Below are 25,328 nucleotides of genomic sequence, written 5' to 3'. Positions count from 1 at the left end.
TTGAAAAAAAGTATAGCTTTATGTAAGATAAACTTAACAAAAGATTTCAGTGAGCCATTTTAAAACCGAATTTTTATTTTGTCTGTATGTTTAAAACAAGTGGCAAAAAGTTGGAAAAAGGCGGAGAAAATGGTAAAATCCCCTTTACAAGAGGAGAATACTTTTGTATAATAGATAAGCATTTTAAATAGAACAGTTGCGATGACTTCATAAGTTGCTTGAAATCTTGCGAGAAAAAGGGGTTTCAAGGTAATTATGAACGAGAAGTCGAAGCTGGACTTCGGCGCGGGTTATTTTTCTTTTTTTACGCCCGGTGATGATACACCGGGGTATGTGTATCAATAACCCTAATTCGCAAAAAGGATTAGGAGGAATAAAATGGCAAGCAAACAAAAAATCAGAATCAGACTTAAAGCTTATGACCACGAGCTTCTTGACAGCTCTGCGGCACGTATTGTAGAAGCGGCAAAGGCAACCGGTGCGATTGTATCCGGTCCGATCCCGCTGCCTACAGAAAAAGAAATCATCACTATTATCCGTGCGGTACACAAATACAAAGACTCCAGAGAGCAATTTGAACAAAGAACGCACAAACGTCTAATTGACATCATCGGCCCTAACCAAAAGACAGTGGATGCACTTATGAAGCTGAACTTACCCGCTGGTGTTGAAATAGAAATCAAGCTTTAATTTTTTCTTTATATGATTGCTGTTGCAATCCGCTATAACTTAGGAGGTAAACATTGAAATTATTACTTGGTAAAAAAATCGGTATGACGCAAATCTTCGATGAAAGCGGTGCTGTCACTCCGGTTTCTGTCATTCAAGTGGAACCTAATGTCGTGGTTCAAAAGAAAACCGAAGAAACCGACGGATACAATGCGCTGCAATTAGGTGCCGGTGAAGTGAAAGAACGTCGTGTCAACAAACCGCTTAAAGGTCATTTTGATAAAGCTGGTGTGGCTTACAAGAAACACCTTCGTGAAGTGCGCTTGGACGAAGCGAGTGATGTGGAACTGGGCACGGAATTCAAAGCTGATGTCTTCAGCGTTGGCGACTTTGTCGATGTCATCGGACAGTCCAAAGGTAAGGGCACCCAAGGGGTTGTGCGTCGCCACAATTTCCACAGAGGCCGCGAAACTCACGGTTCCAAAATGCACCGTCTAGCCGGTGGTATGGGAGCTGCTTCCTTTCCGGGAAAAGTATTCAAGAACCACAGAATGTCTGGGAAAATGGGTAATGAACGTGTTACCGTGCAAAACCTTGAAGTGGTTCGTGTCGATGCAGGCAAGGGGTTACTCCTTGTAAAGGGTGCGATTCCTGGAAATAAAAAGGGTCTTGTTATCGTCAAAGAGACTGTTAAGGCTCACAAGTAAGTGAAAGGAGGGGTTTAAATGCCAAAGGTTCAAGTTTTAAATATAAACGGATCCAATGTTTCTGAAGTTGAACTCAACCCAGAAATCTTTGATATAGAAAATGTAAATGAACATGCTGTCTATCTGGTAGTGAAGAATATTCTCGCTAACAAGAGACAAGGTACCAAGAGTGCCAAGACCCGTGCGGAAGTTCGTGGAGGTGGCAGAAAGCCATACCGTCAAAAGGGAACCGGTCGTGCGCGTCAAGGTAGCATTCGTTCACCGCAATTCAAGGGTGGCGGAGTTGTTTTTGCACCAAAGCCAAGAAGCTTTGCCTATACTACACCTAAGAAAGTTCGTCGTCTGGCACTGAAGAGTGTACTCACTTCCAAGGCTCGTGACAATGAAATCTTCGTTCTTGACGGTCTGAAATTCGAAGAAGCTAAGACCAAGAACATGGTTGCTATGCTAAATGCCATCAAATCCACTGAAAAGGCGTTGGTTGCTACGGACGGTCCTTGTGAGGATGTGAAACGTGCAGGCCACAACCTGAAGCATGTGAAGGTGGTCGATGTTAGAAACATCAATGTATACGACCTGCTGAAGTATGATTCTTTTGTCATCTCCACAGATGCCCTTAAAGTACTTGAGGAGGTATTTAACTAATGTACAGCTACGATATTATTAGAAAACCGCTCGTAACTGAAAAGAGCATGGATCTTATCGAAGATAATAAATATGCCTTTGTCGTAGACAAACGCGCTACTAAACTTGATATCAAAGCAGCTGTTGAAAAAGTTTTTGATGTCAAAGTGAAATCTGTACGTACCATGAATATGCGCGGTAAAATGAAACGCCAAGGCATGCATGTCGGTCGTCGTGCCAATTGGAAAAAAGCTATTGTAGAATTAACCGAAGATTCTAAGACCATTGAATTCTTCGAAGGTATGGAATAAGGAGGCAATCATGGCCATTAAAGGATATAAACCGACTTCTCCTGCACGCCGACAAATGACTGTCGCGACTTTCGAAGAAGTCACCAAAACCACTCCGGAAAAGAGCTTAACTGTAAGCCTTAAGTCCAGCGGCGGGCGTAATGCTCATGGACGTATCACCTCTCGTCACAGAGGCGGCGGAGTTAAGAGAAAATACAGAATCATCGATTTTAAGAGAAATAAAGACAACATTCCTGCACGTGTGGCAGCAATTGAATACGATCCGAATCGTACCGCTTACATTGCATTGTTAAACTATGCTGATGGCGAAAAACGCTACATCTTAGCTCCTGAAGGACTTAAGGTTGGCGATACCGTGGAATCCGGTTCTGAAGCGGATATCAAAGTCGGCAATGCCCTTGAACTTAAAGATATCCCTGTAGGTACTACCGTTCATAATGTTGAGCTAACACCTGGTAAAGGCGGCCAAATGGTTCGTTCCGCTGGTGCAGAAGCACAACTTATGGCAAAAGAAGGTCGTTTTGCTCAACTTCGTTTACCAAGTGGTGAATTCAGAAAAGTTTTCTTGAACTGCAAAGCCACTATCGGTACTGTAGGCAACTCCACTCACGAGCTTATCACTCTCGGTAAAGCCGGTAAGAGTCGTTATCTCGGTCGTCGTCCTCATGTACGTGGTTCAGCTATGAACCCTGTTGATCACCCACATGGTGGCGGTGAAGGTCGCGCACCAATCGGTCGTCCATCACCAATGACACCATGGGGCAAAAAAGCGCTTGGTCTTAAGACTCGCAAGAAGAATAAGAAGAGCGATATGTACATCGTAAGAAGACGGACAAAGTAAGGAGGGTGTAATGAGTAGATCACTTAAAAAAGGTCCTTTCGCAGATGAACATCTGCTGAAGAAGATTGATGAATTAAATGAAAAGAACCAAAAGAAAATGATTAAAACTTGGTCTCGTCGCAGCACCATCTTCCCTGAAATGGTAGAACACACTATTGCCGTTCACGATGGTAGAAAACACGTGCCAGTTTATATTACTGAAGACATGGTCGGCCACAAACTTGGCGAGTTCGTACCTACTCGTACGTACCGCGGACACCAAGGTAAGAGTGAAAAGACCTCAGGTCTTAGATAAGAAGAGGGGGATACAATGGAAGCAAGAGCAATTGCAAAATATGTGCGCATTTCTCCGCTGAAAGTAAATTACATCTGCCGAGAAATCCGTGGCAAACAAGTTGACGAAGCCCTTTCCTTATTAAAGTTTACGCCAAAACGGGGCGCTAAAGAGCTTTACAAAGTGCTTCATTCTGCTGTGGCGAATGCTGAAAACAACTTAAATATTGACAGAGATACACTGTACGTCAAAGACGCTTTCGCAAATGATGGTCCTACAATGAAGAGATTTCGCCCTAAGGCTAAGGGTATGGCTTATCCAATTCTCAAGAGATCTAGCCACATCGGCGTTGTAGTAGCAGAAAAGGAATAAGGAGGGCAAAATGGGCCAAAAAGTCAACCCACATGGACTTCGTGTCGGCATTATCAAAGATTGGGATTCAAAATGGTATGCAAACAAGAAGAACTTTGCAGGACTATTATTAGAAGATAATAAAATCCGCACCTATGTTAAAAAGAAATTATATACCGCTGGTATTTCTAAAATTGAAATTGAACGTGCAGCCAACAAGGTAAAGATTTCCATCTCTACAGCTAAACCTGGTATGGTTATCGGCCGTGGCGGCGTCGGTGTTGAAGAACTTCGTGCAGAGTTGGAAAAACTCACCGGTAAAAGTGTCGTTATCAACATTGAAGAAATCAAAAACCAAGATCTGGATGCTACCCTGGTTGCTGAAAATATTGCTGAATCATTGGAACGCCGCGTATCATTCCGCCGTGCAATGAAACAAGCTATTCAACGCTCTATGCGAAGCGGTGCACAAGGTATCAAGACTTCGGCATCCGGTCGTCTTGGCGGTGCTGATATGGCACGTACCGAAGGCTATTCTGAAGGTACCATTCCTCTTCAAACACTTCGAGCTGATATTGATTACGGTTTTGCTGAAGCGGACACCACATACGGTAAGATCGGTGTGAAGGTTTGGTTATACAAGGGCGAAGTTATTCCTGGTATGGAAAACAGAGAAGACAATCGTCGCCGTCGCCCAAGAAACCGCGACAACCAAAACAATCGCGACAATCGTGGACGTAACAACCGTGACAACAAAAACGCAAAGAACAGAGGCCAAAACGGTCGTGGTGATCGTAACCAAGGTTCTAAAGAGCGAACTAACTGAGCTTTTAAGAGGAGGAAAACACTATGTTAATGCCTAAAAGAGTGAAGTATCGTAGAGTTCACAGAGGAAGAATGAAAGGTAAGGCCCTTCGCGGCAACACACTTTCTTATGGAGAATATGGTCTTCAAGCACTGGAACCTGCATGGATTACTTCGAATCAAATTGAGTCGGCACGTCGTGCGATGACTCGTTATATCAAAAGAGGGGGGAATATTTGGATTAAAATTTTCCCTGATAAATCCGTTACTGAAAAACCTGCCGAAACTCGTATGGGTTCCGGTAAAGGTGCACCATCTTACTGGGTGGCTGTGGTAAAACCAGGCCGCATTATGTTTGAAATGAGCGGCGTAAGTGAAGAAGTGGCTCGAGAAGCAATGCGTCTTGCAAGCAACAAACTTCCGATCAAAACCCGTTTCGTCATGAAGCAAAAGGAGGGCGAATCGAATGAAGGTTAAAGAACTGCATAAAGAGTCCACTGAAAATCTACAAAAACGTGTGGGGGAACTCAAAAATGAGCTTTTCAACCTCAGATTTAGACTCGCGACCGGACAACTTGAAAATCCTGCACAAATCAAAATGGTAAAGAAGGACATTGCTCGTGTTAAAACCATTTTGAGACAGCGCGAATTAGAAGTGGAAAAGGAGGCGTAATCTCATGGAAAGAAATCAAAGAAAACAAATCACCGGAGTTGTCGTCTCCGACAAAATGGATAAAACCATTGTTGTAGCTGTGGAAACTTTCAAAGTACATCCAATCTACAAAAAGCGTTTTAAGAACACTACTAAATTCAAAGCTCATGATGAAAACAACGAATGCCATATCGGCGACAGAGTTAGAATTATGGAAACAAGACCACTGTCTAAAGATAAGAGATGGAGACTTGTGAATATTATTGAGAAAGCTCAATAAGTAAGGAGAGATCAATGATACAACAAGAAACAAGACTACGTGTTGCCGATAACTCCGGAGCTAAAGAACTGCTTGTCATCAAAGTACTTGGTGGTACTAACCGTCGTATTGCAAACATTGGCGATATCGTCGTATGTTCTGTAAAAAGTGCAACGCCCGGCGGTGTTGTTAAAAAAGGTTCTGTAGTTAAAGCGGTCATCGTACGTACAAATAAAGGAATCAGCCGTCAAGACGGTTCATATATTAAATTTGACGACAATGCAGCGGTAATCATCAAAGATGATAAGAGTCCTGTGGGCACTCGTATCTTTGGACCGGTTACTCGTGAACTACGTGGAGCAAACTTTATGAAGATTATTTCTCTTGCTCCGGAAGTACTTTAATGGGAGGTCGACATGCGCATTAAAAAAGGTGATACAGTAAAAGTCATTGCCGGCAAGGACAAGGGCAAAACCGGTAAAGTGCTCAAGACATTCCCTAAATTGGATAAAGTCATTGTAGAAAATGTCAACATCGTAACCAAACACTTAAAGCCAAGAGGACCACAACAACCGGGCGGTATTGAAAAGCAAGAAGCACCGATCCATGTGTCTAATGTAGCTTATTTCGACGGTTCCAAGGCAACTCGCATCGGCTATAAATTTGAAGACGGTAAAAAAGTGCGATTTGCCAAATCTACCGGCAAAACCATTAAGTAAGGAGGTAGGAAATGACTTCAAGATTACAAACAAAATACCAAGATGAAGTAGTTAACTATCTACTTGAAAAGTTCGAATACAAGAACATCATGGAAGTGCCGAAGCTGGAAAAAGTCATCATTAATATCGGACTTGGTGAAGCAAAGGATAATCCTAAAGCTCTCGAATCCGCCATTAATGATCTGACCCTTATCTCCGGTCAACATCCGGTAACCACTTACGCTAAGAAGAGTATTGCAAACTTCAAACTTCGTGAAGGCGCTAAAGTTGGTTGCAAAGTTACCCTTCGCGGACAAAAAATGTATGATTTCCTTGACAAGTTGATGAATGTGGCGCTGCCACGTGTACGTGACTTCCGCGGCATTAAGGCTACAGCATTTGACGGTCGCGGCAACTTCGCTCTGGGACTTAAGGAACAAATCATCTTCCCTGAAATTGAATACGATAAAGTCGATGCAATTCGCGGGATGGACATTGTTATCGTAACATCAGCTAATACGGATGAAGAAGCTAAAGCATTCCTTGAAAAAATGGGTATGCCTTTCGCGAAATAACAGGAGGTAACTGTGGCAAAGAAATCAATGGTTGCTAAACAAAAGAGAAAACAAAAGTATAGCAGTCGTGAATATACAAGATGTAACATTTGTGGGAGACCACACTCCGTACTGAAAAAATACGGAATTTGCAGAATTTGTTTCCGAGAATTGGCTTACAAAGGTCAAATCCCTGGCGTTAGAAAAGCCAGCTGGTAACCTAAGAAGGGAGAAAGCATATGATGACAGATCCAATTGCGGATATGCTCACGAGAATTCGTAACGGCAATAACGCCCGTCACAAATCTGTGGATGTACCTGCATCGAATATTAAAAAAGAAATCGCGAATATCCTTTTGAAAGAGGGTTATATTAAGAACTTTGAAGTCATTGATGATGACAAACAAGGTGTGATTCGCATCGAATTGAAATATAGCGACGACAATGAACGTGTAATTAGTGGCATTAAGAGAATTTCGAAACCGGGTCTTCGAGTTTACGCCGAAGCCAAAGAACTTCCAAAAGTACTTGGCGGACTTGGTATTGCCGTAATTTCGACTTCAAAAGGTATCTTAACTGACAGTGACGCTCGCAAACAAAATGTTGGCGGCGAAGTCATTTGCTACGTTTGGTAAGGAGGAACTATGTCAAGAATTGGAAAAAAACCTATTGAGATTCCAAGTGACGTTGAAGCTAAGATTGATGGCAACACCGTTACAGTCAAGGGTCCCAAAGGCACACTCACTCAAACTTTTGATAGCTCCATGAACATTGTCCTTGAAGACGGTAGCATTGTGGTCAATCGTCCATCTGACAACAAAAAGCATAAATCACTTCATGGGTTGACTCGTACTCTGATTGAAAATATGGTAGTAGGGGTTAAAGACGGCTATAAAAAAGAACTCGAGATCATCGGTACCGGTTATAGAGCTGCAAAACAAGGCAACAAACTTGCGTTGAACCTTGGTTTCTCTCATCCATTGGAACTTGAAGATCCTGAAGGTATTACTACTGAAGTACCAGCGCCAACTCAAATTGTAGTATCAGGTATTGATAAGCAAAAAGTTGGTCAATACGCTGCACTTATTCGCAAGTACCGTCAACCTGAACCGTATAAGGGCAAAGGTATCCGCTACGTTGGTGAATATGTTCGTCGTAAAGTCGGTAAGACAGGTAAGTAGGAGGTAAAAAGTGTTTAAGAAAATTAATAAAAATGCGAACCGCATTAAAAGACATAAACGCATTCGCAACCATATCTCCGGTACCGAGTCACGTCCAAGACTTTCTGTTTTTAGATCCAGCGCTCACATCTATGCACAAGTCATTGACGATGTTAACGGGAACACACTTGCCAGTGTGTCTACATTGGACAAGTCACTTGGTCTGGAAAATACAAAGAACATGGATGCAGCCAAAGCTATCGGTGCGGCTATTGCAAAACGCGCTCTTGATGCCGGCATAGAAGAAGTCGTCTTTGACCGCAGTGGTTATCTATACCACGGACGTATCAAAGCACTCGCTGATGCGGCAAGAGAAGCTGGACTTAAATTTTAACAAGGGAGGGAAACATGGAACGTTCATTAATCGACGCAAGAGAACTTGACCTTGAAGATCGTGTTGTAGCCATCAATCGTGTCGCCAAAGTCGTTAAAGGTGGTAAGAACTATAGATTCTCCGCACTTGTCGTAGTCGGTGACAAAAACGGTCACGTCGGCGTAGGCAGTGGGAAAGCTCTTGAAGTACCTGAAGCGATTCGCAAGGCGTCTGAAGATGCTAAAAAGCACTTAGTTAAGGTCAACTTGGTAGGTACAAGTATCCCTCACCCAACTGTAGGTGTTTTCGGAGCTGGACGTGTGTTCTTAAAACCGGCTCATGAAGGTACCGGAGTTATCGCAGGTGGCCCGGTTCGTGCCGTATGTGAACTCGCAGGTATTTCCGATATTCGTACACACAACTTGGGTACGTCAAACCCTATTAACGTGGTTAACGCCACCATTGAAGGGCTTCGCGGTCTGAAGAGTGTAGAAAGTGTTGCGAAACTTCGTGGAAAATCTGTAGAAGAGATTTTAGGCTAAGGGGGGTCAGACATGAAAATTAAACTTGTTAAAAGCCCTATCGGAAGACCGGTAAAGCATAAAAAAACCGTGCGTGCACTTGGATTTACAAAGTTAAACCAAGTTGTGGAAAAAGAAGATAATCCTCAAATTCGAGGTATGATTAAACAAGTAGCATATATGCTACAAATTGAAGACTAAGGGAGGTGTACAAGTTGAAACTACACGACTTAAGACCAGCAGAAGGCGGCGGTGTCAAATCCAAAAAACGTCTCGGACGTGGTATCGGATCCGGTACAGGTAAGACAGCCGGTCGTGGACACAAAGGTCAAAATGCTCGCTCCGGCGGTGGTGTTCGTCCGGGTTTTGAAGGGGGCCAAATGCCTTTGTTCCGTCGTTTGCCTAAACGTGGATTTACCAACAACTTTGCCAAAAAGTGGGCCGTTATTAATGTAGAAGCATTGAACGCTTTTGATGAAGGCACTGAAGTTACACCGGAACTGTTAATTGAAACCGGCCTGGTTAAAGCTGGCAAAGCCAAAGATGGCGTTAGAATTCTCGGAAACGGGGACGTCAATGTGAAGTTGAATGTCAAAGCACAACACATTTCAAAATCTGCGGCAGAAAAAATTGAGGCTGCGGGAGGAAAGGCCGAGGTGATCTGAGTTGATTTCCACTTTTAAAAATGCTTGGAAAATACCCAATCTTCGCAAGAAGATGCTCTTCACCTTATTTATGCTTTTAATTTATCGATTCGGTTCGCACATTCCTGTGCCCTTTATGAATGCACAAGTTATTCAAAAGCTTTTTAATGGTGCGAATCAATCGGTATTCGCCCTCATCGATTTGATGAGCGGGGGAAGTTTGTCCGACTACTCCATCTTTGCGGCTAATATTTATCCATATATTACCGCATCCATCGTCCTTCAACTGTTAACCATTGCCATTCCGTCCTTGGAAGCATTGTCTAAAGAAGGCGAAACCGGACGCAAAACTATTGCAAAATATACAAGATACCTTGCTATTGCCATTGCCCTTGTACAAGCCTTGGGTTATTCCTTTGGATTCTACGGCGAAGCTGTTATGGCAACCACCCTTTTTGAAAAGGCCGTCATCGTGCTTTCCATTGTCGGTGGCAGTGCATTTCTTATCTGGATCGGTGAGCAAATCACTGAGCACGGTGTGGGAAATGGGATTTCTCTCATTATCTTTGCAGGTATCATCGCACGCTTCCCGGTTGACATTGTTCAGTCCTATACCCTTGTCAAAGCCGGACGTGCACATCCAATCTTTTTACTCATTCTTCTTCTTATCGTTATCGCAATCATTGTCTTTGTTGTAACGCTTAATGAAGGAGAACGTCGCATCCCGGTTCAATACGCAAAGCGCGTGGTTGGACGCAAGATGTATGGCGGTCAATCCACTCACCTTCCAATCAAGGTGCTTATGAGCGGCGTTATGCCGATGATCTTTGCCAGCTCCATTGTTGCGATTCCTGCAACTTTTGCGACATTCAGCAAAGATGAAGGATTTAGAAACTTCGTTTTGGAATATTTTACAACTCAAGGTACCGTCGGTACGATTCTCTATATCGTCGTGACCGTTTTACTCATCGTGTTCTTCACGTTCTTCTATACGTCGATTCAGTTCAACACGGTGGAATATTCAAAACAAATGCAACAAAACGGCGGATTTATTCCGGGCATTCGTTCCGGTCGTCCAACCAGTGACTACCTGCAACGTACCGTAAACCGCTTAGTGTTCCCGGGAGCGATCGCTCTTGCAATCTTAGCCATACTTCCAGTTATCTTAACCAAAGTTAGTGGGCTTCCATTTGCATTTGGCGGCACCAGTATGATCATCGTTGTCGGGGTTATTCTGGAAACAACGCGTACTCTTGAACAACAATTGCTCATGAGACATTACAAAGGTTTCTTAAATAAATAGGAGGAACAATGAAGCTCGTTATACTTGGCCCTCCAGGGGCCGGAAAAGGGACTCAAGCCGAGTCTATAGTAGAGAAATTTAACATTCCTCACATTTCAACAGGCGACATTTTTAGAGAAAATATTAAAAACGAAACCGAGCTGGGCACCAAAGCAAAGAGCTATATGGATAAGGGACTCCTTGTTCCGGACTCTTTGGTGATTGAAATTGTCGAAGACCGTCTGTCTAAAGCAGATGCTAAAGACGGATTCCTTCTTGACGGCTTTCCTCGTACTGTGCAACAGGCAGTAAGTCTGGATGCTTTTCTCGACAAGATGGGTACTAATCTAGACAGAGTCATCAACATTACTGTTGATCCTGCAGCGCTGATTGAACGTGCCGTGGGACGTCGTGTGTGCAAAACTTGCGGCGCCACGTACCACATTAAGTTCAATCCTCCAAAAGAAGAAGGCATCTGTGACAAAGATGGTACCAAGCTTATTCAACGTGATGATGACACGGAAGAAACTGTCAAGACGCGTATTCAAGTGTACTCCGATCAAACATCGCCACTTATTGATTACTACAAAGCTCAGTCCTTAATTTTGAATATTGATGGTAACCAAGCTATCGACAAGGTGTTTTCAGATATTGAAAATGGACTGAAAAGTAAATAATGGAGTGGACCACGAACATTGTAAGAGGCACCGTTGTTAAATCGAAAAACGGACGGGACATGGGTCATGAATTTATCGTGTTTCGTGTGTTAGACGAAAAGTATGTGGAGCTGGTAGACGGCAAGCGACGCACCTTAGCATGTCCTAAGAAAAAACAGATCAAGCACCTTTGGACGACAAACACGGTGTATGATCTGAATGATGTGACTTTAGACGCGCATGTGCGGCGGTTACTTGCCAACTATGTTCAGAGAAAGGAGCCTTAGATTGGCCAAAGAAGATGTAATTGAAGTAGAAGGTGTCGTTGTCGATGCGCTACCGAATACCAATTTTAAAGTTGAACTTGAAAATGGACACACCATTCTTGCCCATATTTCAGGGAAGCTGAGAATGCACTATATTCGAATCCTTCCAGGTGATAAGGTGACTGTAGAACTTTCCCCATACGATTTAACAAGGGGTCGAATCACCTGGAGAAAGAAGTAATCAGGGATTCCATATAAGACTTGGAGGATTAACATGAAAGTAAGACCATCTGTTAAAAAGATGTGTGAAAAATGTAAGATTATAAAGAGAAAAGGCCGTGTTATGGTTATCTGCGAGAATCCAAAACACAAACAAAGACAAGGTTAAGGGGGAATTATGGCTAGAATCGCTGGTATTGACTTACCTAGAGAAAAGCGTGTCGAAATTGGCCTAACCTACATTTATGGCGTTGGCCGCAAGAGAAGTCAAGAAATTCTCACGAAAGCCGATGTAAATTTCGATACAAGAGTTAAAGACCTTTCTGAAGCTGAAGAAGCACGCATCAGAGAAGCTATGGATGAGTATATGGTAGAAGGTGATCTTCGTCGCGAAGTCGCTATGAACATCAAACGCCTCCGTGATATCAACTGCTACCGCGGCATTCGCCACAAAAAAGGCCTTCCTGTAAGAGGTCAAAAGACAAAGACGAACGCTCGTACACGTAAAGGCCCTAAGAAGCTCGTTTCTAAAGGCAAGTAAGGAGGGTTTAAGTGGCTAAAAAACAAAGAACAACGCGTACACGACGCAGAGAACGTAAAAACATTGAAAAAGGACAAGCACACATTGCGTCCACTTTCAATAACACCATGGTAACACTCACCGATATGTCCGGAAATGTTATTTCATGGGCAAGTGCCGGACAACTTGGTTTTAGAGGATCTCGTAAATCCACGCCGTTTGCCGCTCAAGAAGCTGCTCAGGAAGCATCTGAAAAAGCTAAAGAACACGGCTTGAAACAAGTTGAAGTCTATGTAAAAGGTCCTGGTTCAGGACGTGAAGCAGCCATTCGTTCACTTCAAGCTTCAGGTCTTGAAGTAACTATGATTAAGGATGTTACACCAATTCCACACAACGGTTGCAGACCACCAAAACGTCGGAGAGTATAATTCTCCTGCTAAAATGAGGAGGACCCATGATAGAAATAGAAAAACCGAGCATTGAAATAGAAGAGATAAGTGAAGACGGTGTCTATGGTAAATTTATTGTTGAGCCTTTAGAATCAGGCTTTGGCATTACCATTGGCAACTCCTTAAGACGTGTACTTTTGTCATCGCTACCGGGAGCAGCTGTTTCATTTATTAACATCAGAGGGGTTGAGCATGAATTTGATACCATCCCCGGGGTTCTGGAAGATGTACCGCAAATCATTTTAAATCTCAAAGGGATTGTGCTGAGAACTGAAGAAGATGGGCCGCAAAAGCTCATCATCGATAAAAAAGGGGAAGGTACCATCACCTGCCGTGACATCGACGTGGAAGGTAATGTAGATATCGTCAATCTGGATCATCACATCGCTACTTTAAACGAAGATGCTGAAGTTTATATGGAACTGACTGTGGAAAAAGGTCGGGGCTATGAACCAGCGGAAGTGAAAAAAGATGAGATTTCTGAAATTGGTGTGATTGCTGTAGATTCCAATTATACACCGATTAAAAAGGTCAATTGGAAAGTTGAAAACACCCGTGTTGGGCAACGCACCGATTATGACAAACTCATCTTGGAAGTCACCACTGACGGCTCAATGCAAGCTGACGAAGCGACATCCCTTGCGGCAAAAGTGCTCACGGAACATCTGGACTTGTTTATTGGTCTTACAGACCATGCGAATCAAGTCAACATCATGGTTGAAAAACCTGAAGACGACAAGGAAAAAGTTCTGGAAATCACTGTTGAAGAATTGGATCTTTCCGTGCGCAGTTTCAACTGCTTGAAACGTGCCAACATCAATACCGTGGAAGAGTTAACATCCAAGACTGAAGACGAAATGATGAAAGTGCGCAACCTTGGACGCAAGTCCTTGGAAGAAGTCGTTGCAAAACTGGAAGAACTTGGTCTGAGTCTAAGACAAGAAGAGGAATAAGGAGGGGACACATGGCAAAGTTAAGAAAACTTGGTCGCCCAACTGCACATAGAAAAGCCATGCTGCGTAACTTAGTAACATCACTGTTGGACAAAGGTGAAATTACTACTACACTGACGCGTGCAAAAGAAACAAAACGTATGGCTGAAAAGATGATCACCCTTGGTAAACGTGGGGATCTTCACGCAAGACGTCAAGCTCTTGCATATATCTACGACGAAGATGTAGTAACCAAACTTTTCAACGAAGTTGCTCCATCTTACAGCGAAAGAAACGGTGGTTATACCCGTATTCTTAAGTTAGGTGCTCGTCGTGGCGATGGCGCAGAAAAAGCGATTATCCAATTGGTAAAATAAACGAAAGGAACCGTAAGGTTCCTTTTTTTGTGGGATGTTGTAGGGCGAAAGATAGGAAATTATCGTGCTGTAGATTAAACTTGGGCGTATCCCGGGCGATGATCGGAAGAGCGTGTGCACCGTTCGGTTCGATCACGCTTGAGGAAAGCATGTACATCGGGACACAAAGCTATAGGTATCTCATGTGATTCTTCTCACGTCGTCCATCTCGTGATTGTGAGCATGCTTTTTTGGCATGCCATGTCACCGGATAAGAAAGGTTTGATCAACATAGGCAGTCAAGGTTTTTTTGAATTTTTGACACAACATCAAACAAGCCTATCAATAAAGAGTTTGATAAAATGGGAAAATTGTTTGACAAATCTTCAATAAGGTAGTATGATAAATTAAATAAGAAAACACGGTACCAATTCAACTCAATAGAAATTTATATAAGCTTATATAACGGATAAGCGTTTCTATCGACTACCTATAGTCCGACTATAAATTGGAATTCACTGTTATGCCTGTGTCTCTGTAGTTTTGCAGTGAGTTTTCAGTTCGGAAGAAGGTGGTTTTTTTATTGGGCCGTTATTAAGGAGGAGGAACTATGGACAAAAAACAACAGGGATTTTTAGAGCGGTATTTTCAACTCTCTAAGTTTAACACCACTGTCAAAACGGAAATTTTGGCAGGGATCACAACGTTTATTACCGTTGCGTACATATTGATTATCATACCGCAAACTGTGTCAGATCCGCTTCGCATTATGGAACAAGGTGACATGGCGCAAAAAGTCGCCAATGGAGTCTTTATTGCGACCTGTATCGGTGCATTTATAGGGACGCTGCTTGTTGCACTTTATGCCAAGTTGCCGTTTGCACAAGCACCGGGTATGGGACTTAGCGCATTCTTTGCCTATACCGTTATGCTCGGCATGGGTTATACGTATCAACAAGCTTTGGTGATTGTCCTTTTATCCGGAGCAGTTTTTATCGCTATTACCGGTATAGGACTTCGTGAAGCGATTATTCGAGCTATTCCTGCATGTATTAAAGATGCCATGACGCCTGGTATTGGACTTTTTATCACCATTATTGGATTGAAGAGTGCCAGTATCGTCGTCGCTAATTCGGCAACTTTGGTATCTATGGTGGACTTTTCACAGTGGCAGAATCCGGATTTTGATGTATCTCTGATTATGTCTGCTGTGGTTGCCCTCAGTGGTCTGGTCATTATTGGTGCATTGAATGCCAAAAAAGTTAAAGGGTCTATTCTTATCGGCATTATCATCGCCACGCTCATTGGGATTCCTCTTGGAGTCACACGATTCGATGCCTTTGATTTAAATCTTGCAACTAAATTTCAAGATTTTTATGAAGTATCTTTATTGAACTTAGATTTTGCCGGTCTGTTTGCCGGTGACAATTTTGCACATAATCTGTTTACTGTCGTCATGCTGGTGATCAGCTTTTCTCTGGTCAATATGTTTGACTCTCTCGGTACGCTTCTTGGAGCAGCTAAACAAGGCAATATGGTCGATAAAAACGGTGAAATCATCAATATGAAACAAGCCTTGATGTCCGATGCCATTTCCACCCTGACAGGTGCCATGGTAGGTACACCGACCGTCACCACACTGGTAGAATCCAGTGCAGGGATTGCAGAAGGTGGTCGTACCGGCCTTACCGCACTCACGACGGCATTGCTCTTTGTAGCTGCTATTGTCTTTGCACCATTTGTGAGCATTATTCCGGCAGCAGCTACAGCACCTGCACTGATCTATGTAGGGGTACTGATGCTGTCCAATGTTAAAGATGTAGATTTCAGCGATATTACCGAAGCCATTCCGGCGTTCATTACCATTACATTCATGCCGTTCACCTATTCGATCGCCAATGGGATCGCGATGGGTCTTATCAGTTACTGTTTATTGAAACTGTTCACCGGAAAATTGCGCGACATTAAACTGCTCACGGCGGTGGTTTCCATTATTTTTGCATTACGGTATATCCTGATTTCCCTCGGTTAAGAAGGATGTGCTATGAAAAACTCGTTTATTATCAAAGGGGACATTTGCTATAGTGAAGGTCCGAATCATTTAGTGACGCACACAGACGGCTACGTTGTCTGTGTGGATGGGATCTCTAAAGGTATCTATACCGATGTGCCTCATGCGTACCAAGATCTGGAGGTTATGGATTGTACTGGCCAGGTTATTATGCCGGGGCTTGTGGACCTTCACGTTCACGCACCTCAATACCATTTCCGCGGCCTGGGTATGGATCTTGAGCTTCTCGATTGGCTCAACACCTACACTTTCCCACATGAGGCGCGGTATAGTGATGAGGCTTATGCTAGGGCGGACTATACACATTTTGTGGAGGAACTGGCAAAGAGCGCCACGACTCGTGCCGTTATCTTTGCTACACTACACGTACCGGGCACTATCATTCTGATGGATTACTTGGAACAGACCGGACTCATCACTTATGTGGGCAAGGTGAATATGGATCGAAACGGCATTCCCGAGTTGGAAGAACAAGATGCCGAAACCAGTGCCAAAGCCACAGTGGATTGGTTGGAAGCCATCGCAGGAAAATATGAGAACACGCTACCGATTATTACACCGCGCTTTATACCGTCCTGTACCGATGAACTCATGGATAAACTGAGTAAGATTCGAAGGGACTACGACTTACCGGTGCAATCGCACCTTTCTGAAAATCCGTCGGAAGTTGCATGGGTGAAGGACTTGGTGCCGTCATCCCGATGTTATGGCGATGCTTATGCCATGTTTGATCTCTTCGGCAACGACGCTAAAACAGTGATGGCACATTGCGTGTGGTCGGATGCTGAGGAACAGGCACTGATTAAAGACCGAGGCGTATTTATTGCTCACTGTCCGGACTCCAACACAAATCTTGCCTCAGGGATTGCACCCCTTCGGCAATTTCTAAGTGACGGCCAAAAAATTGGATTGGGAAGCGATGTGGCAGGCGGTTCGTGCCTGAATATGTTCCAACACATGGTAGAGGCCATCCAATCCTCAAAATTGAGATGGCGTTTGGTCGATGATACGTTAAGTCCCATTGGGGTGGAGGAAGCCATCTATCTTGCCACCCTTGGCGGTGGTGAATTCTTCGGCCAAGTCGGCTCATTTAAAGACGGCTACGAATTTGATGCCATCGTTATTGACGATGAGGAGTTTCGTACCGATGACCTGAGTCTCCACCAACGTGTGGAACGGATTGTATATTGTGCCGACGCCTCTCACCTCACGCATAAGTTTGTTAAAGGTAAACAATTATTTTAAGTATAACGATACAGGGACGCCCATGAGGCGTCCTTTTTCTATTCGTTGAATTTACACGCTAAGTGGAACGATGAAAGCATGACCCTGACAAGCGGAGTATGAATGTCTATAGTAGAATTGCAAAGCTTGGACATGCTGGCGAAAGGTTATTCAATTACTTTGATGTAGTTTTTTTTGAAAAATTAAAAATATAGCAAAAGAAATGAATTATAAAAATTTCGATTGGATGGTTTTTTATATATAAAAGACAACAAAACCCTTTAAAAATAAAGTTTGCTAACTATTAATATCGTCTTACTTAAATAAGGAGGAATTTTGGTGAGACAGTCTCAAAACCTTCAAAGATATAAAAATTGAGATATATTTAGCTTGCTAGTCGTGGTAAGTGGTTAGCTCGACGTTGAGATAAGTCTTTGTAGAACAAGGAAGAAGGTTATAGAGCATAGTATTTTTTAAATAGCATTACGAAGTATAATGCATCATGTAATAAACAAATAACATTGCGTAATCCGTATAGACATTTTAATACGGTAGTGCTATCTATAATGGTGGTTTTTCCTAATCCTACTTAGCACGAATGATTATGTCTTTGCAACTTTTGACAAAGGGGATAAATTGTTGGTGTTTGATAGAATTCAACAGATTGTTGCCAGAGGAAAAGGTAATATCGACGTAAGCACTGTGACGATGTCAGAAGGTGTTATGACCTATATCGATGACACGACGGGGACGAGCAAAGAAGTAAAATTTTAACAAGACATAAGGTTCGTCATAGTCATCTGATAACATAGAACCCTCGGTTCAACCGGGGGTTCTATTTGTAGACCAAATTTCCGCCTCAAAGCGGAGATTAAGTACAATAAAAAAGCTCGGTCATCCGAGCTTATCACTTAGTGATTGTCTTTTAAATAGTCGATAATATCCATGGATTCGTACATGATTTTGCCGTCGACATCCAGTGCAGGGACTTGAGCTTTGCCGCCGCGTTCCTTTAGCATCTCACGAAGACCGTCTTCAGCATCGACGTTGTGCATTTCCATCTCAATAGTATTTGATTTCATAAAGTCGAGGACTTTTTGGCAGTATGGGCAAGTGGGCTTATAATATAAAATCATGCATTATGCTCCTTTGTGTTCGTTTAAATAAGCAATGATGTCCATGGATTCATAAAGAATGCTGCCATCGGCTTCCAGAGCCGGTACTTGGCGTTTGCCACCCTTTTCCACTAAGGCGTCGCGAAGATCCGGATTTTCATCGACGTTGATGATCTCTACGCCTTCAATACCTTTTTCGTCGATAAAACTTTCGACTTTTTTACAAAACGGGCAATGTGTGCCAACGTAAAGTTTATAGTTTTCCATTGTTTTCACCTCACTATCTATTTACCCTATCGTTGAAGAAATCATGCGTCAAATGTGCAAAGGCGGAGCTTTTTGGTATAATAGAGACGGGGTGCCGGTATGCTGTCTGATTTTTTAAAAAATGTCAATGACTTGCGGGACGCACTGGAAGTGGCTGCAGAAAAAATTGAAACCAACTCGCAAAAGATTAAAGTTACAGCAAAGGCTCGGTTGGATTTAGATCGGCAGAACAATCAGCTCAGGGGACTTTATGAGACCTTGGGCGAGCGAGTGTATGCTACTCGAAAGCGGCATGAGTATGCCGATGAGGAACTGGATGAACTTCTGCGTGCCATTGATGCCAAGCTCAATCACATTGCTATGCTTCAGGCGGCGTATGAGAGTGCTAAGGACAGTGACCAACCCCAGGATACGACAACACCGGACCTTGCCTGCGGCATGGATATTGAGACGATGACAGAGGCAAGAGATCGAAATATTGAGGAACGAATTGGAACTGACAAAGAAAACGATTGAATCCCTAGGGATTACATATATAGAGGCGGGTGAAGGCGAACCGCTGGTGGTGCTCCACGGTTGGGGCGCGAACATTCAGTCTGTGATGGCTATCGTCAACACATTAAAGGACCGCTTTCACGTCTATGCTTATGATGCGCCGGGCTTTGGCGACAGTGCCGAGCCTCAGACGGTCTGGGGCACCGAGGACTATGCACGGTGTTTGGAGGCTGTTCTCAAGGCGTTAGACATTGAACGTGCTGATTTTATAGGTCATTCTTTTGGCGGAAAGACCTTATCTGTTTTTGCGGCGAAGCATCCCGAGCAGGTGAACCGTCTGTGTTTAGTGGATGCTTCCGGCGTGCTTCCGAAACGGACGCTGAGTTATTATCTGCAAGTCTACAGTTTTAAAGCTTTAAGAAAGCTGTATACGACGATCGTGCCGGGAGATAAAACAGAAAAGCTTCAAAAGTTTTATGCCCGTTTCGGGTCGGATGACTATCAGGCAAGTCAAGGACTTATGCGCCGCACCTTCGTAAAGGTGGTCAATGAGTCCACCGCGCACTACTTTGCCAGGATCAAGGCGCCAACGCTACTTATCTGGGGAGACAAGGACGATGCTACACCGTTATATATGGCGCGCGTGTTTGAGGCGTCCATCCCCGACAGCGGTCTGGTGGTATTGGACGGCGGACACTTCAGCTATGTGGACGACTACGGCACATTTCAAGCTGCCATCCGTTCATTTTTTAATTAGGAGATACTATGGAATATGTGATTTTGGCCCTTGTACTGGTCGTTATAAATTTCTTTCTCATACAAAAGCGCAGCGATTTTCCCATTCATATGTTACAACTTGAGGGTTATGAGGCCGAAGCCTATAAAGCATGGGCTAAGGAAAACCCACGGAAGATGCAGCGTCTTGTCTATAAACCGGCGACTGAAGTCAAGTCGCCGCTCGTGTGGACAGATCGTGCGAGACGCCTGAAAAAACGCCATGAGACGGTCAATATGGTACTGTTGGTGTTGATTTTCGTTGTGGGATTGGTGCTGTACGTGCTGAATCCGACACTGGGTATTGTCACCATGATCGTCTTGAACATCGTATTATATTACTTGCAGTACCGAGTTTTAGAAATATCCAACACGATGCAGGTACCTGTGGAAGAGCGCATTAACATGGGCTTTTATACTGAAGCGCAGAAGAAAATTCGAACCTTGAAGGGATCGGGACTGAAAGTTTTAGGGATTACCGGATCCTTCGGAAAAACCAGCGTGAAGTTTATCAGCGACACTGTGCTCAGTGAAGGTTTGAACGTCAAAAATACACCGTCCTCGTACAACACGCCGATGGGTCTCTCCAAGGTTATCAATAATGAATTGACGGATGCTCATGAAGTTTTTATTGCGGAGCTCGGGGCGAAGAAAAAGGGTGAAATCGACGAAGTGGCTCGTCTGGTGCAGCCGAATATCGGCATTATTACAGCTATCGGGCCGACGCACATGCACCTTTTCAAGTCTATTGACAACATTATGGCCACCAAGTATGAACTTATCGAGAATTTAAAAGAGGACGGTGTGGCGATTTTCAACTATGATAACGACTACGTGAAGCTACTCTCGGATAAAACGACGCTTCGGAAAATCAACTATGGTATGGATGATGTGGACCAACTTGACGTGTACGCGAAAGACATCACCGTCTCCGAAAAAGGTTCAGCTTTCGTACTGGGCATTCGAGGTCTTGGTGAAATTCACTGCACCAGTTCACTTTTGGGTAAACACAACATTTCCAACCTTCTTGCGGCGGCCGGTGCCGCATACGTCTTAGGGCTGAGTTTGGAGCAGATTCGAGACGGTATTGGCAAGGTGACGCCGGTGGAACATCGCCTGAATATTGTGGATTCCGGAAACGGCATTATAGTTATTGATGATGCCTTTAACTCCAATCCGATAGGCTTTCGTGCCGCTTTAGACGTGTTGTCCAACTTTACCACCGGACACAAACTCATCATTACTCCCGGCATGGTGGAACTGGGCGATATGGAAGAGGCTGAGAACGAGAAGATTGGTGAGGCGATGGCGGATGTGGTCGACTATGCCATCCTTGTAGGACCGAAACGCACGGAGCCGATTGTCCGCGGTCTGAAGGCGGCGGGTTTCTCGGAAGATGCTATTTTTGTGGTGACGACGTTAACTGAGGCGACCGGTGTTTTATCACATTTAACACAACCCGGGGATGTCGTGCTCTTTGAGAACGACTTGCCGGATAATTATAGCGAAGAATAGGAGGATCTATGGAAACGATACTTGTGGCCTTTGGCGGCCGTTCTGTGGAGCATGAAGTGTCCATTATCACCGGTATGCAGGTGATGGAAAATATGGACAAGAAGTACAATGCGGTACCTTTGTATGTGACCAAGGAGGGCAAATTTCTGTCCGGGGACGTATTAAAGAGCATGAAGACATTTAAGAGTGGTGATTTTTCCGGTGCATACGAAGTCTTTTTAAAGCCGGGGGACAATCGTCTCTATCGGGAAGCAGAAAGTAAGGGCGGTCTGTTTTCAAAAGGCGGTACGACGTTAGAGGCGTTTTTGACAATTGACTGTGTTTTTCCTGCACTTCACGGCACCTATGGCGAAGATGGCTGTTTTCAAGGCTATTTGGAGACGGCAGGCGTGCCCTATGTCGGCTGTGGTGTCATGAGTGCCGCCGTGGGGATGGATAAAGTCGTCATGAAAAAAGTCTTTGAATCCGAAGGCATTCCTATGACGCCGTATCTCTATTTTTATCGCGGCGACGATGAAGAGGCTGTCATGGACAGGGCAGAGGCTATGGGGTACAACCTTTTTGTCAAACCTGCGAACTTGGGGTCATCTATCGGGATTTCCAAGGTGAAAAATCGTGAGGAACTCAAAGAAGCCATTGCTGTGGCATCTCACTATGACCGGAAGATTCTCATTGAAAAAGCTGTGGAGAGTCCTCGGGAAATTAATGCGGCAGTTCTCGGTTATGAACACGACCTTCTGGTTACGGAGTTGGAAGAACCTGTCGGTTGGAAAGAGTTTTTAAAATACGATGAAAAGTATATGGCGGGAGGCAAGTCCGCCAAGTCTTCCGGGTCAAAAGGCATGGCGGCGAGCAACAGAAATCTGCCGGCCCAAGTATCCGATGACATCAAAGAGCAAATTCAGGGCTATGCCAAAAAGGCGTTTCGTGCCATTGACGGGATGGGTGTGGCTCGCATTGATTTTCTCCTCGATGGGGAGACGGTTTACGTGAATGAAATCAATACGCTGCCGGGATCGGTGTCTTTCTATTTATTAGAAGCCACGGGCGTCAGCTTCAAGGATGAAATCAACAAGCTCATTGACCTGGCGAAAGTTCGCTATCAGCAGCGGCACGACAACATCACCTCTTATGATACGGATCTTTTGACAAAGACGACTTACGGAGCGAAATTATAATGATCATTGATAAAGTGTACGACAAAATCAAATCCTCCAAGCCGATGACTTTGGACAAACTGCGTAAAAAGTTTGAAATAGGCAAGAACCAACGCAAAGATTTTGATAAGATTCTACGAACTTTGGAAAAAGACGGACGGATTTATTTTGATGGCAATGTGTACATTCCCATTGATGGTGAGCGTATCCGCCGTGGCAAGCTTCAGGGCAATGCCCGAGGATTTGGCTTTCTTCTTCAGGCGGATCAGGACGTTTTTATCGCGGCGAAGAATATGAACTCCGCCCTTCATGGGGATGAGGTCATCGTACGTGTGTTGGATCCTCATGAGGGGTCACGAGGCGACTCCATTGAAGGCAAGGTTCTCAAAGTTGTGGATCGGGCTAACCAAACCATCGTCGGCACTTTTCAGAATAAGAAAAACTTCGGTTTTGTGGTACCTGATGATGACAAAATCGCTTTTGATATTTTCATTCCTAAAAAGCACTTTTTAGCTGCAAAGGACGGTCAAAAAGTTGTCGCCAAGGTGAAGACCTGGCCTGAAGGCAATCGAAAGCCGGAAGGGCGCATTGTGGAAATTCTGGGCTATAAAGGGGAAAAGGGCGTAGACATTCTCTCCATTGCTCGTGACATGGATATCCCGACGGATTTTTCCAAGGCGGCGAAGTTGGCGGCAAAAGATATGCCCCAGTCGGTACGCGATAAAGACATACAAGGGCGGGAAGACTTGCGAGGTCTGCGTACCTTTACCATTGACGGGGCGGATTCCAAGGACTTTGACGATGCGGTGAGCATTGAAACATGGGATGGGAAAACACGTCTGTGGGTGCATATTGCCGATGTGAGCCATTATGTCAAAGAAGGTGACGAGATTGATAAGGAAGCCTATAAACGCGGCAACTCGTACTATCTCATTGACAAGGTCATCCCGATGCTTCCGAAAGAACTCTCCAACGTTATCTGCTCGTTGAATGAAGGGGTGGATCGTCTGGCTTTTACTGTGGCCATCGATTTTAATCCTGCCGGGGATATTCTGGACCATGCCATTATGAACTCGGTCATCAAGTCCGACCGGCGTCTCGTCTATACCCATGTCAGCGACTTTTTGGAACACGGGACGGCACATCCTACCCTTCAAGGTTTGGAAGAGGATTTGAAGGCGATGGAGGCGCTCGCTGAAAAACTTAGAGCTAAGCGTTATCGCCGCGGCGCCATTGATTTTGATTTTGCTGAAACCGCTATTACCGTTGACGATGAAGGCAAACCTGTGGACATTGCGAAAAGCGAACGGCGCGTTGCCAACAAACTCATTGAAGAATTTATGCTGGTGACCAATGAAGTGGTGGCGAAGGACTTTTATGATAAGAAAGTACCGTTCCTCTATCGGATTCACGAGACGCCGGACGGGGAACGTATTGAAGGTTTGAACAAGATGCTTCGTCATTTGGGTCTTTCGGTGAAAGGTGAGGATCTTGAACCGAAATTGATTCAAGAGCTGATTGAACGGGTTAAAGGTAAAGAGGAAGCGCTTTTTGTGTCCACGATCGTGCTGCGGTCGCTGATGAAGGCCAAGTACTCCGAGACGCTGGACATCCACTTCGGTCTTGCGGCCAAGTATTATTCTCACTTCACTTCACCGATTCGTCGCTATAGCGATCTGACCATTCATAGGATTATGAAAGACCAACTTCGAGGCAAACTGACCGATGGACGCAAGCGATATTTGGAAAACACGTTGCCGCACGTGGCGGAGCATGTCTCTGCCATGGAACGGGTGGCTCAGGAAGCTGAGCGTACCGTCCAGGATATCAAAATTGCCGAGTATATGGAAGAGCGCATCGGTGCGACGTACCCGGCAGTCATCACCGGGGTCACCGGGTTCGGACTCTTTGCACAACTTGAAAATACCATTGAAGGCTTGATTTCGTATCAGGATTTGGATGATTATTACGAGTTTGACGAAGATAGTTTCCGTGCTGTCGGGCGTTCTACCGGAAAGATTTATAACGTGGGCGACAAGGTGATGATCAAGGTAGTGGGAGCCAATACGACTAAGGGCACAGTTGATTTTGTCATCACAGAAGATCTGGTCGATATTTCCTATGGAGGTGATGTGCATGAGTGATGCCACACTTGCTACCAACCGCAAAGCTCGCCATGACTACTTTATTGAAGCGACGATAGAAGCCGGTCTCGTGCTCACCGGTACGGAAGTGAAATCCCTGCGAGCCGGTAAGGCCAATTTAAAAGATGCCTATGCGACGATTAAAAACGGCGAAGTTTTTGTAGAGGGGATGCACATTTCTCCTTATGAACAGGGCAACATTATGAACACCGATCCCATGCGAGTGCGTAAGCTGCTGTTGCACCGCCGGGAGATTTTAAAGCTGAACAAAGAACTGAGCATCAAAGGCAATGCTTTGATTCCGTTGAAGCTTTATTTGAAAAAGGGTCGGGTAAAAGTGGAACTTGCCGTGGCTCGAGGTAAAAAACTTTACGACAAGCGCGCAGACATGGCTAAAAAAGATGCCCAACGGAAAATGGATCAGGCAGTACGTTATTAGATAAG

40 protein-coding genes are annotated in these 25,328 nt (G+C 44.3%); 38 read left to right on the top strand and 2 right to left on the bottom strand.

Annotated elements, in window-relative coordinates; translation table 11 throughout:
• Nucleotides 1-378 precede the first annotated feature (378 nt).
• The 32 genes from rpsJ to O6R05_RS06350 all read left to right on the top strand — a co-directional run bounded on the left by rpsJ (nucleotide 379) and on the right by O6R05_RS06350 (nucleotide 17,438).
• On the top strand, nucleotides 379-690 hold the full coding sequence (gene rpsJ, locus O6R05_RS06505) for a 30S ribosomal protein S10 (RefSeq protein ID WP_271191177.1): 312 nt from the start codon (nucleotides 379-381) through the stop codon (nucleotides 688-690).
• A gap of 53 nt (nucleotides 691-743) precedes the next feature.
• Entirely contained in the window at nucleotides 744-1,376 is a 633-nt protein-coding gene (rplC, locus tag O6R05_RS06500; protein ID WP_271191176.1) for a 50S ribosomal protein L3, read from the top strand.
• A gap of 18 nt (nucleotides 1,377-1,394) precedes the next feature.
• Nucleotides 1,395-2,021, top strand: a complete 627-nt coding sequence (gene rplD, locus O6R05_RS06495; protein WP_271191175.1) for a 50S ribosomal protein L4 — start codon at nucleotides 1,395-1,397, stop codon at nucleotides 2,019-2,021.
• Nucleotides 2,021-2,311, top strand: coding sequence for a 50S ribosomal protein L23 (gene rplW / locus O6R05_RS06490; protein ID WP_271191174.1), 291 nt, complete (start codon nucleotides 2,021-2,023; stop codon nucleotides 2,309-2,311). Before rplD ends, rplW begins: the two co-directional genes overlap by 1 nt.
• Before the next feature lie 10 nt (nucleotides 2,312-2,321).
• Entirely contained in the window at nucleotides 2,322-3,152 is an 831-nt protein-coding gene (gene rplB / locus O6R05_RS06485) for a 50S ribosomal protein L2 (RefSeq protein ID WP_271191173.1), read from the top strand.
• 10 nt (nucleotides 3,153-3,162) lie between these two features.
• A complete protein-coding gene (gene rpsS / locus O6R05_RS06480; protein ID WP_271191172.1) occupies nucleotides 3,163-3,447 on the top strand; it encodes a 30S ribosomal protein S19 in 285 nt (94 codons plus the stop codon).
• 15 nt (nucleotides 3,448-3,462) lie between these two features.
• The gene (gene rplV, locus O6R05_RS06475) at nucleotides 3,463-3,798 is read left to right on the top strand and encodes a 50S ribosomal protein L22 (RefSeq protein WP_271191171.1); all 336 of its coding nucleotides are present in this window, start codon (nucleotides 3,463-3,465) and stop codon (nucleotides 3,796-3,798) included.
• A 10-nt stretch (nucleotides 3,799-3,808) separates the two neighbouring features.
• On the top strand, nucleotides 3,809-4,603 hold the full coding sequence (gene rpsC / locus O6R05_RS06470; RefSeq protein ID WP_271191170.1) for a 30S ribosomal protein S3: 795 nt from the start codon (nucleotides 3,809-3,811) through the stop codon (nucleotides 4,601-4,603).
• A 23-nt stretch (nucleotides 4,604-4,626) separates the two neighbouring features.
• Nucleotides 4,627-5,058 carry a 50S ribosomal protein L16 gene (gene rplP, locus O6R05_RS06465; RefSeq protein WP_271191169.1) on the top strand — a complete coding sequence of 144 codons (432 nt, stop codon included), beginning with the start codon at nucleotides 4,627-4,629 and terminating at the stop codon, nucleotides 5,056-5,058.
• Nucleotides 5,048-5,254: a 50S ribosomal protein L29 gene (gene rpmC / locus O6R05_RS06460; RefSeq protein ID WP_271191168.1), complete on the top strand. Its 207-nt coding sequence runs from the start codon at nucleotides 5,048-5,050 to the stop codon at nucleotides 5,252-5,254. Before rplP ends, rpmC begins: the two co-directional genes overlap by 11 nt.
• Nucleotides 5,255-5,258: 4 nt before the next feature.
• Entirely contained in the window at nucleotides 5,259-5,513 is a 255-nt protein-coding gene (gene rpsQ, locus O6R05_RS06455; RefSeq protein WP_271191167.1) for a 30S ribosomal protein S17, read from the top strand.
• Between the two features lie 14 nt (nucleotides 5,514-5,527).
• Complete coding sequence (gene rplN / locus O6R05_RS06450; RefSeq protein ID WP_271191166.1) at nucleotides 5,528-5,896, top strand: 50S ribosomal protein L14; 369 nt, start codon at nucleotides 5,528-5,530, stop codon at nucleotides 5,894-5,896.
• Nucleotides 5,897-5,908: 12 nt separating this feature from the next.
• Complete coding sequence (gene rplX, locus O6R05_RS06445; protein WP_271191165.1) at nucleotides 5,909-6,211, top strand: 50S ribosomal protein L24; 303 nt, start codon at nucleotides 5,909-5,911, stop codon at nucleotides 6,209-6,211.
• An 11-nt stretch (nucleotides 6,212-6,222) separates the two neighbouring features.
• Nucleotides 6,223-6,765, top strand: a complete 543-nt coding sequence (gene rplE, locus O6R05_RS06440; protein WP_271191164.1) for a 50S ribosomal protein L5 — start codon at nucleotides 6,223-6,225, stop codon at nucleotides 6,763-6,765.
• A 12-nt stretch (nucleotides 6,766-6,777) separates the two neighbouring features.
• Nucleotides 6,778-6,963: a type Z 30S ribosomal protein S14 gene (locus O6R05_RS06435; protein WP_271191163.1), complete on the top strand. Its 186-nt coding sequence runs from the start codon at nucleotides 6,778-6,780 to the stop codon at nucleotides 6,961-6,963.
• Between the two features lie 20 nt (nucleotides 6,964-6,983).
• Nucleotides 6,984-7,379, top strand: coding sequence for a 30S ribosomal protein S8 (rpsH, locus tag O6R05_RS06430; RefSeq protein ID WP_271191162.1), 396 nt, complete (start codon nucleotides 6,984-6,986; stop codon nucleotides 7,377-7,379).
• Between the two features lie 9 nt (nucleotides 7,380-7,388).
• Nucleotides 7,389-7,925, top strand: coding sequence for a 50S ribosomal protein L6 (rplF, locus tag O6R05_RS06425; protein ID WP_271191161.1), 537 nt, complete (start codon nucleotides 7,389-7,391; stop codon nucleotides 7,923-7,925).
• Nucleotides 7,926-7,935: 10 nt separating this feature from the next.
• The gene (rplR, locus tag O6R05_RS06420) at nucleotides 7,936-8,298 is read left to right on the top strand and encodes a 50S ribosomal protein L18 (protein WP_271191160.1); all 363 of its coding nucleotides are present in this window, start codon (nucleotides 7,936-7,938) and stop codon (nucleotides 8,296-8,298) included.
• A 14-nt stretch (nucleotides 8,299-8,312) separates the two neighbouring features.
• Nucleotides 8,313-8,819 (top strand): 30S ribosomal protein S5, encoded by a 507-nt coding sequence (rpsE, locus tag O6R05_RS06415; RefSeq protein ID WP_271191159.1) that lies wholly within the window; start codon nucleotides 8,313-8,315, stop codon nucleotides 8,817-8,819.
• Between the two features lie 12 nt (nucleotides 8,820-8,831).
• Nucleotides 8,832-8,999 (top strand): 50S ribosomal protein L30, encoded by a 168-nt coding sequence (gene rpmD, locus O6R05_RS06410; RefSeq protein ID WP_271191158.1) that lies wholly within the window; start codon nucleotides 8,832-8,834, stop codon nucleotides 8,997-8,999.
• A 14-nt stretch (nucleotides 9,000-9,013) separates the two neighbouring features.
• Complete coding sequence (gene rplO, locus O6R05_RS06405; RefSeq protein ID WP_271191157.1) at nucleotides 9,014-9,463, top strand: 50S ribosomal protein L15; 450 nt, start codon at nucleotides 9,014-9,016, stop codon at nucleotides 9,461-9,463.
• Nucleotide 9,464: 1 nt separating this feature from the next.
• A complete protein-coding gene (gene secY, locus O6R05_RS06400; RefSeq protein WP_271191156.1) occupies nucleotides 9,465-10,745 on the top strand; it encodes a preprotein translocase subunit SecY in 1,281 nt (426 codons plus the stop codon).
• An 8-nt stretch (nucleotides 10,746-10,753) separates the two neighbouring features.
• Nucleotides 10,754-11,401, top strand: a complete 648-nt coding sequence (locus O6R05_RS06395) for an adenylate kinase (RefSeq protein ID WP_271191155.1) — start codon at nucleotides 10,754-10,756, stop codon at nucleotides 11,399-11,401.
• Nucleotides 11,401-11,667: a KOW domain-containing RNA-binding protein gene (locus O6R05_RS06390; protein ID WP_271191154.1), complete on the top strand. Its 267-nt coding sequence runs from the start codon at nucleotides 11,401-11,403 to the stop codon at nucleotides 11,665-11,667. Before O6R05_RS06395 ends, O6R05_RS06390 begins: the two co-directional genes overlap by 1 nt.
• A gap of 1 nt (nucleotide 11,668) precedes the next feature.
• Nucleotides 11,669-11,887, top strand: coding sequence for a translation initiation factor IF-1 (gene infA, locus O6R05_RS06385; RefSeq protein WP_271191153.1), 219 nt, complete (start codon nucleotides 11,669-11,671; stop codon nucleotides 11,885-11,887).
• A gap of 33 nt (nucleotides 11,888-11,920) precedes the next feature.
• The gene (rpmJ, locus tag O6R05_RS06380) at nucleotides 11,921-12,034 is read left to right on the top strand and encodes a 50S ribosomal protein L36 (RefSeq protein WP_004820371.1); all 114 of its coding nucleotides are present in this window, start codon (nucleotides 11,921-11,923) and stop codon (nucleotides 12,032-12,034) included.
• A 9-nt stretch (nucleotides 12,035-12,043) separates the two neighbouring features.
• A complete protein-coding gene (gene rpsM / locus O6R05_RS06375) occupies nucleotides 12,044-12,406 on the top strand; it encodes a 30S ribosomal protein S13 (protein WP_271191152.1) in 363 nt (120 codons plus the stop codon).
• An 11-nt stretch (nucleotides 12,407-12,417) separates the two neighbouring features.
• Entirely contained in the window at nucleotides 12,418-12,813 is a 396-nt protein-coding gene (rpsK, locus tag O6R05_RS06370; RefSeq protein ID WP_271191151.1) for a 30S ribosomal protein S11, read from the top strand.
• A 26-nt stretch (nucleotides 12,814-12,839) separates the two neighbouring features.
• Nucleotides 12,840-13,787 carry a DNA-directed RNA polymerase subunit alpha gene (locus O6R05_RS06365; protein ID WP_271191150.1) on the top strand — a complete coding sequence of 316 codons (948 nt, stop codon included), beginning with the start codon at nucleotides 12,840-12,842 and terminating at the stop codon, nucleotides 13,785-13,787.
• A gap of 11 nt (nucleotides 13,788-13,798) precedes the next feature.
• Nucleotides 13,799-14,143: a 50S ribosomal protein L17 gene (gene rplQ, locus O6R05_RS06360; protein ID WP_271191149.1), complete on the top strand. Its 345-nt coding sequence runs from the start codon at nucleotides 13,799-13,801 to the stop codon at nucleotides 14,141-14,143.
• A gap of 589 nt (nucleotides 14,144-14,732) precedes the next feature.
• On the top strand, nucleotides 14,733-16,154 hold the full coding sequence (locus tag O6R05_RS06355) for an NCS2 family permease (protein WP_271191148.1): 1,422 nt from the start codon (nucleotides 14,733-14,735) through the stop codon (nucleotides 16,152-16,154).
• A 12-nt stretch (nucleotides 16,155-16,166) separates the two neighbouring features.
• On the top strand, nucleotides 16,167-17,438 hold the full coding sequence (locus O6R05_RS06350; protein WP_271191147.1) for an amidohydrolase family protein: 1,272 nt from the start codon (nucleotides 16,167-16,169) through the stop codon (nucleotides 17,436-17,438).
• Nucleotides 17,439-18,328: 890 nt separating this feature from the next.
• Here the strand turns inward: O6R05_RS06350 and O6R05_RS06345 are convergent.
• The gene (locus tag O6R05_RS06345; RefSeq protein WP_271191146.1) at nucleotides 18,329-18,499 is read right to left on the bottom strand and encodes a glutathione S-transferase N-terminal domain-containing protein; all 171 of its coding nucleotides are present in this window, start codon (nucleotides 18,497-18,499) and stop codon (nucleotides 18,329-18,331) included.
• Nucleotides 18,500-18,556: 57 nt separating this feature from the next.
• Nucleotides 18,557-18,799, bottom strand: coding sequence for a glutaredoxin family protein (locus O6R05_RS06340; RefSeq protein ID WP_271191145.1), 243 nt, complete (start codon nucleotides 18,797-18,799; stop codon nucleotides 18,557-18,559).
• Between the two features lie 99 nt (nucleotides 18,800-18,898).
• Here O6R05_RS06340 and O6R05_RS06335 point away from each other — a divergent pair, with 99 nt between their 5' ends.
• From O6R05_RS06335 to smpB, 6 genes are read left to right on the top strand one after another with little or no spacing between them, the layout of a single operon-like run.
• The gene (locus tag O6R05_RS06335; RefSeq protein WP_271191144.1) at nucleotides 18,899-19,315 is read left to right on the top strand and encodes a hypothetical protein; all 417 of its coding nucleotides are present in this window, start codon (nucleotides 18,899-18,901) and stop codon (nucleotides 19,313-19,315) included.
• Nucleotides 19,290-20,051: an alpha/beta fold hydrolase gene (locus O6R05_RS06330; RefSeq protein ID WP_271191143.1), complete on the top strand. Its 762-nt coding sequence runs from the start codon at nucleotides 19,290-19,292 to the stop codon at nucleotides 20,049-20,051. Before O6R05_RS06335 ends, O6R05_RS06330 begins: the two co-directional genes overlap by 26 nt.
• Before the next feature lie 8 nt (nucleotides 20,052-20,059).
• Nucleotides 20,060-21,583, top strand: a complete 1,524-nt coding sequence (locus tag O6R05_RS06325; RefSeq protein ID WP_271191142.1) for a UDP-N-acetylmuramoyl-tripeptide--D-alanyl-D-alanine ligase — start codon at nucleotides 20,060-20,062, stop codon at nucleotides 21,581-21,583.
• Nucleotides 21,584-21,591: 8 nt separating this feature from the next.
• The gene (locus tag O6R05_RS06320) at nucleotides 21,592-22,761 is read left to right on the top strand and encodes a D-alanine--D-alanine ligase family protein (protein WP_271191141.1); all 1,170 of its coding nucleotides are present in this window, start codon (nucleotides 21,592-21,594) and stop codon (nucleotides 22,759-22,761) included.
• Nucleotides 22,761-24,884: a ribonuclease R gene (gene rnr / locus O6R05_RS06315; protein WP_271191140.1), complete on the top strand. Its 2,124-nt coding sequence runs from the start codon at nucleotides 22,761-22,763 to the stop codon at nucleotides 24,882-24,884. The genes O6R05_RS06320 and rnr overlap by 1 nt, the downstream gene beginning before the upstream one ends.
• Complete coding sequence (gene smpB, locus O6R05_RS06310) at nucleotides 24,877-25,323, top strand: SsrA-binding protein SmpB (RefSeq protein WP_271191139.1); 447 nt, start codon at nucleotides 24,877-24,879, stop codon at nucleotides 25,321-25,323. Before rnr ends, smpB begins: the two co-directional genes overlap by 8 nt.
• Nucleotides 25,324-25,328 lie beyond the last annotated feature (5 nt).

The organism is Peptoniphilus equinus (assembly GCF_027921445.1).
Lineage (GTDB): Bacteria > Bacillota > Clostridia > Tissierellales > Peptoniphilaceae > Peptoniphilus > Peptoniphilus equinus.
This window is presented reverse-complemented; position numbering and strand designations above follow the sequence as displayed.